Origin of the sequence: Micromonospora craterilacus, assembly GCF_003236315.1 — a bacterium.
GTDB lineage: Bacteria > Actinomycetota > Actinomycetes > Mycobacteriales > Micromonosporaceae > Micromonospora > Micromonospora craterilacus.
On the sequence record NZ_POTY01000218.1, the window covers coordinates 1 to 12,548 of the forward strand.

A 12,548-nucleotide genomic window follows, 5' to 3' on the forward strand; every position below is an offset into this window, starting at 1 on the left:
CGAAGACGTGTTTCTGTCGCAAGGACGTGTCTATCGATGGCTCCACGCCTGTTTCCACTGCCGCCCGACTCGACACCTTCGCCCGTGTCGCACCAATCAACCCTTATGCGTTGCTGAGATCAACTCAGTGGACGCAGCCCTTCACGCGTCGCCGGACGCAGCGGCGAGAGCGAATAGCGGTTCTTGCAGGTTAATCTCCCCGCTTTCGTCAGGTGGTTGCATTAGCCCAGGCGCGTCGGACAGCTCCGGATCCCATGTAAGATCAGCATCTATTGAATGACCGGCGGAGATTCCAAGGCCGATGATCGACTCCTCGCTTTCGATTCCCGGTTCATCGCTTCCGGTGTCAGCGCCCTCAGCCCCGGCTTCCCCGATGGTCGGCAGGACGTAGTGCTGAGCCAGCATGGCAAGGTGCATGGGAAGCGGCGTTGACAGGGCATCGAGATAGTCGGGAGCCTGGCGTAGCTGGTGGGCAGCCAATGCAAGCGCCTCCGGCGAATCATCGGCCTGGCATCCCATGACCACGATTTCGACCAGGGCCGGATTCCATGCGGGGATGGCTGCGTCGATGGTCGGCTCTCCGCGGTTGACGCCTTGACGGATGGGGCGCGGCGCGATGCGGTTCGCCTCCACCGCCGAATCGCGGAATGTGCTGGCTTTTGAGGTCGTGCTGTAGAAGGTTCTGTCCCGGGTTGCGGTGTCCTGGCCGTCGACCCAGAGACCGGGTGGCAGGCCGTTGATCCCTCCTGGCGCGGCGTTGCCCCACCACTGAGGCGTCTCTCGGCCGTCGGCGTCTCGTATGCGGACGATTCTCAAGTCCGGGTCCAGTCCTGCGGCCGGAGCGTGCCCCGTCTTGATTGAGTCAGGTTCGGCCTGGCCGTCCTGGAGCCAGGGCCAGTGCATTCTGCTGTTCTGTGCGTGTGCGATCAGGAGCGTGGGGTGGCCTCGCAGGGATCGGATCATCTTCTGCAGGTAGCGGGCCGTGTCTTGGCGCTGTTCGTCCATGGTCTGCTTCCAGACGCGATAGGTGACGCGTTTGCGTCCGCTCGCCGCAGGTGCGGAGCTACGCTGTTCTGGCATTGATGGTTGTGTGGTCGGCTGCTCCTGGTCGTCGGAGTCGATCTCAGGGATCTCGGCTTGCTTGACCTGCAGGAGAAGGAACTTGGGGTAGGGAACCCAGGTGCCCTCCTTCTCATCCCAGCCGGTGACGACGGCGAGTCCTGTGCCCTCCTGGACAGGACTTACCATCACCGCGACGGGTCGGTGCCGTGGGAGTCTGGTAGGGCCGTCGTTGCGGCGCTTGACCATCCACAGGGATGCGTACCGTAGTCCGGAGGGAAGTTTGCCGCCCAGTGTGTGTTCGGGTAGTACCCGCACGCCGAGTTGACGGAGCCCGTCCTGCCAGCCCGATCGCAGGCGGTGGTCCATGTTCTTCTCTGAGTTGTAACCCTTGACCTTCTTGGGCACCATCACGAACTGGGTGAGCATTCCGGCGTCTGCGGCACCGAGGCGCAGAGCGTACTTCGGGTCGTCCCACTCGTGCGCGTAGTCCTTGCGACGGTCGATCTCGATGAGCGCAAGTTCTGGTTTCTGCGGGTCTGCGAAGTCTGATGTAAGGAACGCGGCGGTGACTCTCCGTCGAGCCGCGATGGCGTCCGTAAGGGCTTTCGTCTTCGGCCGCGTCGCCGGGTTCATGCCGAGGGTGTCGGCCAGTCCGCCGGTCAGCCGTAGGCATCGCAGCCGGACTGTCAGCTCTGGCGTGTGCCACGTGTGGATCACCGGGCTGCCAGGGGTGGAGTTGTAGTAGTCGTCATCGGTGCGATCCTCGGCCCGGCAGCCGTCGCCTTGAAGTCCCAATGTTTCAGCTAGAGTCCGAATCGCCGCGTCACGCAGTGAGGGTGTCTGCCACAGCAGCCGTGCCTCGAGGAGTGGGGCGGCCTGGACGTCGTCTTCTCGGCCCTGCGCCGGCTCGGCGGCTTGGTTGATTCGTACAGCGAGAGCAAGCGCCGCACGGCGGGCGTCGGCCGCCCGCTGCTGCTCTGCTTTCTTGGCCGCTACTCCGGTGGGCGCGGGCCGGACATTGCGAGGTGTGTTGACTCCTGCGGTGGAGCGGCGCAGGCTACGGACTCGGCTTAGCCCTTCAGGCATGGCTTGCTCGGCCCATTCGATGAGCTGCGACCGCTGATGCGACATCAAGCCTGCGCCGATGCCGTGGGAGCCCATCCGGGTGCTGTGGACGATGGCCGCACGGACACCCGGCCCTGGATGGTCCTCGATCCAGTGAAGCGGCCGTGTCAGCAGATCCTGCGGGTCAGGGAACGGACGGCTGAGTTCGAGGCGGCTGAGCATGCGGGCCGGTCCGTTCTTTCCCCAGGCGAACTGGCCACTGGCCCGGTCACGTGCCAGCATCGCCACCGCGTACCGGTCTGTAGCCGGCGCGCCGGGAAGCCACGGGATGCTCGGGGCGAGGTAGACGGACGTAGCGGTTCGGTACGGCAGCCGGACTGCTCCCGTGGAGTTGTCGACGTGGGTTATCCAGCGTCGCACGCTGAGGTGAAGATGGATACGCGGCCTCGGGTCGAACGGCACCGTGTGCAGCGTGACCGCGATGACGATCGAGAACCACCAGGTGCGCCCTTTGACTTCGTGGTGCAGCGGCTGGGACATGAGCTCAGCGCCTTGCTGGCGCGGTCCTCTGGGAACGGCACGGAACTTCAGCTGACCGCCGTCGAACTCGTAGGGTAGGAGCCTGGTGATGCGCCGGGCGACGGCATCGGTGGCCAACTGGTACTGGCGCGCTGCAGGCGAGGCCGTGCCGCCCGTCGTAGTGGCGCAGCCAAGCAGGTCTACGGGAGTTTCGTGCCACGTCGGTGGAGTTGCCCGGAGTTCGCGCAGGCACTCCAGCACAGTGGGGTAGTGCTCGGGCTCGGGTCGCAGGTCGCGCAGCCAGGCCCCGGAGAGCCGGTCGAAGGTGTCGCCGGACAGGGGGCTTGGCGCGTCGGACGGGACATACAGCCAGTAGTCCTCCACCGGCACCCGTAGCCGGTCACGAACCCGGCCGCGCACAACGAGATCTGGTGCGAGTGTCTGAAGGACGCCGTCGAAACGGGCGGTCGGCGCGGTGCGGAAGGGTTCATCCTCAGGGTCCCGGCCCAAGTTGCACAGCTTGAGGACACTGCTGTGCCAGCTTTCCGGGAAGTCGAGCGCGCGGTACTGCCCGACCCAGGGGGCGGCGTCCTCGTCGAAGACGTAGGCGGCTCGGCTGATGTTGTCATACCTCGGTGCCATGCGGACCTCCGCGATCCTGAGCGTTCGGCTTTTCGGTCAATGCCTTGTCCTCTGCTGCCCGCAACCGGGTCAGTGCGTCGTACAGGGGCTCGTAGAGATTGCGCACCAGGGCGGGGTCGGCCGGGTTGTGGAAGCTTTCGGGCTCCCTGGTGTCGTCGAAGTACGGAGCGAGTACTTCTTGAAGCTTGATCAGCAGTCCGGGGTCGGTCCGTTGTCGGCGCCGGGCGGAAGGCCGTTGTGGTTCGGTTTCGGCGGTCACGCTGCGTACGCCTGCGTCGGCAAGCGCGGGGGCGAACGCCGCGTCGACGAACACGACTCTTGCTGGGACGCCGCCGCGTACCAGGCGGCCGATGACCTGCCAGATGGCGACCAGCTGGTCCCAGGCGAACGACTCACGTTCGCTGGGGCTTAGACGCGAGTAGGCGTAGCGGCGTCTCAGTAGTCGGCGCCATTCCCTGCGAGCCAGGTGGCGGAAGGCCAATCCGGCTGCGTCGAGGCGGCCGGCGTCGGTGACGAGTTTGCTGAAGGTGCCGGTCTCGTGACCGGGTTCATCGCGGACGAAGCGTGCGACCCAGTCGTTGATGGCAAAGATCGCCAGTGTCAGATCGTCTGGACGTGGATGGGGCCGGGCAAGGAAGAACACTGTGCCGAAGGCGGCCTGGTGCCCGCTGTTGAGGATGTTGTGGCCCCGCTCGACAGCCAGTAGCGGAGCAACGAGCAGCTCAGCTTCATGGTCATCGGCGAAGCTCGCGAGGTCTCCGCGGCGCAGCACCGTGGCGCGGGCGGCACCGACGCCGGTGCCTGCGTTGGCTGTGCCCGAGTCTTCTAGTTCTGCATCGTCGGCGGCCAGGACCCGGACCCGCCGATTCCATCGTGGGATGTCGTCGAGCAGGTCGGCTGCGATGGTCGCTTCGCGGTAGCTGCCGACCAGGAGAAGAGCTCGCCGGCGGTTGTCATCGCCGATCTGGCGAAGTTCGTCGTCCAGTGGGCTCGACTGGGTAGCGGTCGACTTTCCCAACCGGGTGATCATTTGGCGTAAGACCGCCGGACGTGTCTCGGTGGACGCCCCCGACAATGTCAAGGCCCTGTCGCCGTCGTAGAGGAAGTGGGTCCGGAAACTCGTCTGGCGGATAGCTTCCAGGGCGTCGTCGTGAGGTTTCAGGATGGCTTTCACCGGGACGAGGATGTGCGCGCGGGTCGATGTGCCGGCCCAGCTAGTGCCGGACATGAGGACCACGTGTGGGCCGGATCTGCCCTTGCCGGGATCGGATCCGAGGGCGGACAGATTCAGCAGTAGCTCTCGGCCGACGCCTGCGCAGCGGAAGAACCGCAGGATGCCGCTACGCCGGTCGTCTTTGCCCGGTTCGGGATCGTCGGTCAGGTACTGGAAGCCCAGCACGTTTCCCATGGGGGCTTCGGGCACGACGGGTGCGTAGTCCAGCGGTGGCCGGCGGGCAAGTTCGTTGTCGGTGGAGTCGAGGTGTAGCGCGGCTTCGACCTGCGGCCATAGGAATGTGACCCGGTCGAGGCGGTGATGCAGCGTTGCTAGCAGGAGTGTGAACTCCAGACGCAGCGCGGTGCGTTCGAACCAGGGCTCGGTTCCCCAGATATCGACCGGGTCGGGGTCTGCCTCGCCCGGCTTGGGAGCGGGTTGGGTGAGCGAGTCGTCGAGGATCGGAGCGCCGGTGAGAAGAAGGTCGAGCATGGTACGGACGCGCTTGCGGCTGGCGCTCGCGTCGAGGGTGTGCATGAGGTCATGTGCGCCGGCGATGAGGGTCTGGGTACCAGGTTCGCGGGGTCCGTGGTCGCCGAGCGGATCGTCGCGGAAGGCGTCGAAGATGGCGACAACCTCGCGGCGCCGCCCGGCCCACGGCTCGGTGTCGGGTGTGGGAAGATCAGCGGGGTTCTCGTCGGGGTCCAGTGGGTCGGCTGTTTCGTAGACGTCGTTGTCGGTCTTGTCGTCCCCGGGTGCGGACGGGTCGGTGTGCTGTTCGGGGAACCACTCGGCCATGAGCTTTTCTTGCAATGTCCAAGCACTGAAGTAGTCGGTGTCGGCCCAGTTGCGTAGTGACTCGTCGTTGATGAGCATCGCGTAGATGCGGTTGGTCGCGGAGCTGACGACGTCGAGGGCTTTCGCCCAGCGTTCGACGTCCTCGTCCGACAACGGCAGGCGGCCCTGGCGAGCGAGTTCGTTGATCTTGTGGGTGTGTAGTTTGTCGAGCCAGGACTCCGGACCGCGGGTGACCAGTGTCGCCGACGGGGCGAAGGCAGCGTCGAGCTGCATCTGAACGCGATCGGCCTCGTCGACGAAAATGATGTCGCTGCGTAGGCATGCCAACTCCAGCCGGCGCAGCCGTTCTTCGTTGAGGTGGTAGGGCACGCCGCTTTGCAGGAGGCTCGCGGGGTTGGCGACCCAGATCAAGGCGTCGACCATGTCCCGGTCGATGCTGTGGCGGGCGCATTGGTTCCAGATCGGGCATCCGTGCGCCGGGATGCGCTCTTCGTCGGTGTCGTCTCGCGCGGGCGCGCTGGTGAGATAGTCGGTTACGGGATAGGTGTCTGGCAGTTCAGACTTGCCGTCCGGTGACTTCGGCGGGGCGACTGGCCGGAGACTGACGCAGGGCGCGTCGGCGTAGCGCAGCGGCTCGGCGGCCTCCAGGCCGCGCAGCGCGTCGATGACACATGCGGTGCTCAGGTCATCGAACCCCGGGTGATCATGAGCAAGGAGGGAATTCGAGCCGCGGGCGGCGAGCCGGCGGTGCAGCCGGCCGGTGTGCCGCTCTCTGGTAGTCCCACCCAGGACCGGTGCGGCGCTCAGCCCGAAGTTGCGGAACAGGGTGGTGAGGGTGAGCTGTTCGGCGACGTCTCCGACGACCAGGGTCGTGCGGAGACCCTTTCTCGCGGCCCAGGCCGCGACCATGATCATTAGGGTACTCTTGCCGGCACCGACCATGCCGACGAGGTGCAGCATGCGGTCTAGGCGAAGGATATTCGAACGCTGGAAGGACTTGCCGTCTGCGTTGAGAGTCTCCAGATGGACGTCCTCAAGTCGCTTGACCCAGTGGCCGGACGGGAGCCCGAGTTCGCGTTCGGTGTTCTCCATCCACTGGGCGGTGGCGTGAAGCTCGTCGCGTGAGATGTCCAGGGGCCGGCCGGCGGTGCGGGGTATCACGGACAGGTCGTGACCGGGCGTGACCGGGAAGCGCAGCTGCTCGGGAATGTTGACCGAGGTCGGACGTCTGCGATCGCGGAAGAGGTTCGGGCCTGCCGGGGCTAGGGGCAACGCGTGTCGATCGAAGTCGGGAAGCTTCGACAGCGCCTCGTCGTACCGCGTCAGGCGGTCTACGACGATGGTGGCGGCGCCCGGGTAGGCCGTCTTCAGGTCGGGCGAGACGCGGTAGGCGCGTAGCCTTTCGGGCAGGGCACGGTAAGCCGCCAGGCGCTGCAGCCAGGTCCGGCGGCGACGCAGCCTCCACAGCAGATGACGTGCGTTCACGATCATGGCGAGCTGTTGAGGATTAGATGCCAGGCCGGTGGCTGTGGCGAACGGGTATCCGCCTAAGAGGGTGTAGATGCCGTCCGCGCCGGCGACGCCCGACGCCGGGTCGGCGTCGACCTGGAGGCGCTCCAGCAGGCGCAGGCCCAACTCGACCTGGCACAAGACCGCCGGCTTGAGCGCTGTCGACTCCTCGGGCCATACCCGTCCCAGCTCTTTGGCTATGGGTTGGTACCACCTGCTGCTACTGCGCATCCTAGGCTCCGTTGTCCGGGTGAGGTGCTGCCAGATGTACGCCTGTCTCGCCGCGCAGCCTCGCGTGTACTCGGGCGATCAGGTCACGGTCGGTAAGCAGCGCCAGTCCGGCGGCTTCGGGTCGGCGGTTGCGGTAGAACATGGCCACGTAGCCGCGGTGGGCATCGGCCTGGGCTTGAGGGACGACCCAGCACGCTTCGTCGTAGGGTGGATCGGGTCGCACGGCTCTGGCCGCCCGTCCGAGGAGCCCTGGGTGTTTCCAGTCCTTGACGTCGATGGCCCACACATGCCCGTCCGGGAAGGTCACTCGCAGGTCGTAGGCGTCGAATCCCGGCCACATCCCGATGTCCACCGACGAGCCGCGATGCCGTAGCTGCCCGAGCCGGTTTTCGAGGTCGACCTCGGCGCGGCCGGGCCCGGTTACGAACTGCCGTAACGGACGAACCAGCTGGAGCACCTCGCCGGCCTCGGCTTCGGCCAGGATTCGGCCCGTGGGCGCGGTGCCGATACGGCGGCAGGCGTCTCGCTCGCACCACCAGCGCCCGCCGGAAAGCGGGGTGAGCAGGGTGAGGCATCGCCCACAAGTCCGGTATGCCCCGTCCCTGCGGTAGGCCACAGGTGCCGAGGTGTAGCAGTGACCGATCAGTTCGGCGACTGGCTCGAGGAACAGATCGGTCGCGACCTGGAATCGTTCGTCGCTGTTGAGTACCGGCTTGGCGACCAGGAGTCTGCGGAACGCCGTATAGGACTCCGGTGACGACGCCTGCGAGCACAGCCGCATGGCCGCTCGGATGACATCGCGGTCGAACTTGGCGGCGGCACTGTCGGGGCTCTGTACCCACCACTCGTGACACAGCTGGGTGGGCACGAACGCGTCGGGGTCGATGAGGTAGTCGTCGGGGCCGAACGCGTCGGGGGGCAGGTCCAGTGGCCAGTCCTCCAGCGGTCGGGTCCGGCACCAGAAGAGCAGGTCGGGCAGACTGCGAGGGGTCTCCTGCACCCCAGCGAGCAGGCACGCCAGGATCAACCGGTCCAGCGCACGTTGGGCTTCGGCCGGGTAGGGCATGGTGAACGCGGCCAGTCCGGTGACATCGGCGAGGCGGATCACGGCGCCGGCGATGGTATGCAGCAGCGGAACATGAGGATAAAGGCTCCAATCCTCATGTTGGTTGAAGGTGGCGGGCATCAGCGTTCCCCGTTCAGGTTCTCAGTGTCGCCGACGTGGTCTTGGCCTGGCTGGCACCAGTCGAGGGCTTCGCAGCTGGCGCAGGCTGCTCCGGGCTGGGGCTCATAGGCGGTGTCGCGGATCCACGGCTTCGCCAGGTCGTCGATGACCTGGCGTGCCTCGTCGACGACAGCCGGGCGAGCCGGATCGATCTCTTCGAGGGTCACGTCGTCGGGGGTGAGCAATTCCAGCTCCACCCGAGAGCGCACGACGATGCCGCCGAGTGCGCCCGCGTTGAGCATGAGCACCGCTAAGGCAAGCTGCGGATATTGGCGCAATAGCGGCTTTCCTTCGAACAGTTTGCTTGCCGACGTCTTGGTCTCACGCCAGATCCAGCCACCGTCGCGGCTGTGCACCAGGTCCGGCGTGGCCGTGAACACGAGGTTCAGTTCGTGATCAAAGCACGTGATCTGTGGCTGGATTAGCACCTTCTCCGAAGTGCTGAGACCGTCCAGGGGGCAGAACCAGCCATGGTGTGCCGCCATGCGTGCGGCCGCGTCCGCGTCCACGGGCGGCAGCGAGAACCGGTCAGCCAGCCACACGCTCACGTCCGGCCCGGATTGGGCGCGGCAGGCAGTGCGGTCGCGGTCCGCGTGACGCTCGTTGAGCCACGCGTCAACGGCCCGTCCCCTCCTGATCGCGTTGCTCTCCGGCCGTGTCGACTTGAGTTTCAGTTGGCGCAGGATGTGGTACTTCGCAGGACAGTCCTCGTAGTAGCGCAGGTCCGACACCGACATGCTCATGCGGCGTCCGCTCGGGTGGCCCGCCGTCAGCGACAGCAACCCCGGTGTTCTCGGCAGAACAGTGCACCCTGTTATCGCCTTGCAATCCAGGCAACTCGAGCCGGGTTTGGTCTGCATGTCCCCGACTACCCGTGACAAGACCGGGGCGGCATCGGCAGCGAAGTTGTCATCTACCTGCGTACGACTCCAGTCGGCCAGCACGCTGAACGACCCGTCGGCGCATCCGACGTCGATGACCCGGGCTCTCGAGGGATGTTTCGGCTCACCGGTTTGTGGCCGCCTCGCCGGAGTCATTTCGTGTGGAGCCTTCCAGCCGCCTACCGCGGACCCGCCGAACATTGTCACCTTCGCGGCCGCCGCGGTCTCGCCAGCCGGCCGCTCGGTCTTGGCGCGGCCGAACGAGAGCAGCCACAGTTCACGCACCTCGCCGTCGGCCGATGTGTAGCGCCGGCCCCATGCCGTCTGCTCGTACGTCCTGGCGCCCCGCGCGTCGGGCTGGCTCAGCTGCCGCTGGATCACCCACTTGACGTCCACCGGCCGCGTCGTTGGTTTGCCTGCTGCCAAGCGCGCCGCCTGATCGGCCTGGCGAGCCGTGAGGTAGTGCGAGATCGCCAGCTCAGTCCACTTCAGCAGACCGGGGTGAGCCGGAGCCCGACGACGGTTCTTGAATGTCCCGTGCGTCTGCCACATCAGACTCAAGACTTCTGTCTGGCTGAGTCCGAACCGGGGGAACTCGATCCGGTCCAAGGCCGCCATCAGTGGACCGAGCGCGAAGTCGGCCAGCGGCAGGGTCAGCTCAGGAGCCTTCGGGTCTGCGGTCACCAACGGCCGCGCCTCGAGGCTGCGCCCAAGCGGGCAGTCTTCGTCAGCCTCCCGCGCCGCGGCGAGGTTGGTGCGGATAAGGGTGATCTCACCGGCGGTTCCGCCCGGCACATGCCAGGTTGACATAAAGTAACCTCGATGCGGCGTAGAGGCTGACCGATGCCGGTCGACCTGTCAGGACACTCACTCAAGCACACTCGACGACATCTGTAAACTCAGTACACTCACACAACGCCCTGAGTGTGGTTCACTGTACGGGACTTCGTTCCCGCGGAGCCGATCCGGCGCGTGCAGCACTCCACCTCAAAGGACGGTCATGAAACCAGGCGACGTGCTGAACCACCGGTACGAGCTGGTCGAGCGCCTCGGCAGCGGCGGCATGGCCGAGGTCTGGAAGGCCTCGGATCGGCAGGAACCACGCCTGGTCGCGGTGAAGATGCTGCGTTCGGACCAGTTCCTCACGTCCTACGCCGACGACGATGCTCGCCACGCCGACCTGCTCATGGCGCACCGGCGCTTTCGACGCGAGGCCAATCTCCTCAAGCAACTGCGCCATCCCGGAATTCCTAGGCTGTTCGACATCGGCAAACACGGCGACGATCCGTGTTTCGTCATGGAGTACGTTGACGGCGGTTCGCTGCACCAATTCCTTGAAACGAACAATCCCAGCATCAGCACGATAGCGTCGATCGTCGTACAAGTAGCCGATGCCCTGAACGCCGTACACGCACTGCCCGTCGTCCATCGCGACCTCAAACCACACAACATCCTCATCGCCGCCGACGGCACCGTGAAGTTGATCGACTTCGGTGTCGCGAAGATACTCAGCCCCGGGGCCACCCAATACACCCGGCAAGGCTCCACGGTGGGCAGCAGGGGCTATCAAGCCCCGGAACAAATCCTGGAAGAGCAGGTCACCCCTGCCACCGATCTCTACGCGCTTGGCTGCATCGTGTACAAGATGCTCACCGGCCGCCCACCGTTCGAGGGAGAGGGCCTGGCGAAGAAGCATCTACACGAGACGCCAGCACCTCCCACCGTATACAACTCCCGAATACCCGCAGACATCGAGCACCTCACCCTGCGAATGCTCGGCAAGAGGCCGGAGGATCGGCCCGAGAGCGCTTCTGCGGTACTGGAATTGTTCACCCAATATCTTCCCAATCCGGGTGATCCCGTCCCTTCGCCGAGGATCAATCCGGATCCGACAGCGTACTTCCGCAACGTACGCACCTCGGACACCTCGCAAACGGCGATGCCCGCAGCGAAGCAGCCGTCGCACCCTCGGGCGGAAGGCCGCCAGTGGCTCAGTAAGCGAGAAGTCGCGGCGTCGCTGGCCCGGCTCGGCACAGATCCGGTCAAGCTACAGGAGGCTTCCACAGAACTCTGCGACCTGCTCGCAGCCGCACAGCGCCAGTGGGGAGTACGCGAACAGGTGGTGTCCGCCGTACGGCAGCAGGCGTCAGACGCCTTGCGGTTGGCTGGCGACTTCGGCCGTGCTGGCGCTCTCTATCAGGACACGATCGACATCGCCGTCGCCGAGTTCGGCGAGGACCACCCCGACGTATGGGAAGGCCGCCTCGGACTGAGCGAATGCCGCATTCCGTTCGGGGAGCTGCAACCCGCCATCGGCCTGCTGACGGAGATGACCGAACTGGTCCGCACGCTACCCGAGCCACCCGCCAGCCATCTGGCTGAACGAGCCATCGCGGTCGCACAGAGTCTACGAGAGGCAGGTCATACCGAGGCCCAGACGTTCATCGACGCCCTGGTTGACTGGCGTTCAGCCAGCTACAGCGATTGAAAGCTTGGAGTCTGTTTCGGTCATGGTGGTTCCGGTTCGAGGGTGAGTCCGGTCTGGGTGAGGAAGCCGGGGATCAGGTCGGGTCGGTACTGGATGCGTTTGAGTCGGTTGCGGATGATCGCGGCGAGGTGTTCCACGCCATCGACGGCGAGGTTGCCCAGGCTGGACTTCATCGTTGACCACAGGCCCTCGACGGGGTTGAGGTCAGGTGCGTACGCGGGTAGTTGGACCACGGTCAGCCACCGGTGGCGGGCGGCGATGAGCTGACGCATCGCGTGGCTGGTGTGGGTGTTGACTCCGTCCCAGATCAGGATGATCGGGGCGTGGAGCCGGTGGCGCGCGGCGGTGACCAGGGTGGCGTAGTCGTCGGCGGACAGGCTGCGGCGCTCACCGGGACGGTTGCGGTGGACGCGTAGGCGGTAGAAGACGTGGCCGCGCTGGCCGGGTTTGTAGGCGATCAGTCCGGCGATCGAGACCCGGCCCGAGCCCTTGCCCGATACCCGCACGACGGGTGCGTGGCCCTTGCGGGTCCAGGTCCGGGCCCTGGGCGGGCGCAGCGTCTGTCCGGCCTCGTCCTCGAAGGCGATCCACGCCCTGGTCGCCGCCGCTAGCCTCGTACCTTGGCCCAGGTGGTGGCCCGCCAGTCGGCGACCTTGTCCTCATCCCGCTGCACGGCCCGATGCTTCGGCACCTGCGGGGTGTAGCCCATGCGGTGCAGCAGATAGGACACGCCGCGCAGGGTGTAGGAGACGTAAAACAGCCGGCCGATCAAGGTGGCGACCCGGGCGAGGGTCCACCGCTGGTCCTCGATCCAGCCGTGCGCGGCCGGGCCCAGGTCCAACTCGGCACGTAGCCGCAAGAGCTGATCCGGCGAGAGCCGGGAGAGGTTCCCACCCGGCCCGGTCGATGCCAGGG

At 66.0% G+C, this 12,548-nt stretch carries 7 protein-coding genes; 1 reads left to right on the top strand and 6 read right to left on the bottom strand.

Annotated elements, in window-relative coordinates:
* Window positions 1-141 precede the first annotated feature (141 nt).
* Genes C1I95_RS26445 through C1I95_RS26460 form a run of 4 tightly spaced genes read right to left on the bottom strand, consistent with a single transcriptional unit; the run spans window position 142 to window position 9,955 of the window.
* Window positions 142-3,288: a pPIWI_RE module domain-containing protein gene (locus tag C1I95_RS26445; protein ID WP_111217752.1), complete on the bottom strand. Its 3,147-nt coding sequence runs from the start codon at window positions 3,286-3,288 to the stop codon at window positions 142-144.
* Window positions 3,272-7,039 (bottom strand): pPIWI_RE_Z domain-containing protein, encoded by a 3,768-nt coding sequence (locus C1I95_RS26450; protein ID WP_158566476.1) that lies wholly within the window; start codon window positions 7,037-7,039, stop codon window positions 3,272-3,274. Before C1I95_RS26450 ends, C1I95_RS26445 begins: the two co-directional genes overlap by 17 nt.
* Before the next feature lies 1 nt (window position 7,040).
* A complete protein-coding gene (locus C1I95_RS26455) occupies window positions 7,041-8,225 on the bottom strand; it encodes a pPIWI_RE_Y domain-containing protein (protein ID WP_111217754.1) in 1,185 nt (394 codons plus the stop codon).
* Window positions 8,225-9,955 (bottom strand): PD-(D/E)XK nuclease family protein, encoded by a 1,731-nt coding sequence (locus C1I95_RS26460; protein ID WP_111217756.1) that lies wholly within the window; start codon window positions 9,953-9,955, stop codon window positions 8,225-8,227. The genes C1I95_RS26455 and C1I95_RS26460 overlap by 1 nt, the downstream gene beginning before the upstream one ends.
* Before the next feature lie 190 nt (window positions 9,956-10,145).
* On the opposite strand from C1I95_RS26460, the gene C1I95_RS26465 reads away from it, so the two are divergent.
* Entirely contained in the window at window positions 10,146-11,633 is a 1,488-nt protein-coding gene (locus tag C1I95_RS26465; RefSeq protein WP_111217758.1) for a serine/threonine-protein kinase, read from the top strand.
* Window positions 11,634-11,653: 20 nt separating this feature from the next.
* On the opposite strand, the gene C1I95_RS26470 is transcribed toward C1I95_RS26465, so the two are convergent.
* Window positions 11,654-12,277 carry a transposase gene (locus C1I95_RS26470; protein WP_325048863.1) on the bottom strand — a complete coding sequence of 208 codons (624 nt, stop codon included), beginning with the start codon at window positions 12,275-12,277 and terminating at the stop codon, window positions 11,654-11,656.
* The coding region (locus tag C1I95_RS26475) for a helix-turn-helix domain-containing protein (protein ID WP_146605853.1) at window positions 12,241-12,548 on the bottom strand (308 nt) is incomplete at its 5' end. The genes C1I95_RS26470 and C1I95_RS26475, both read right to left, overlap by 37 nt.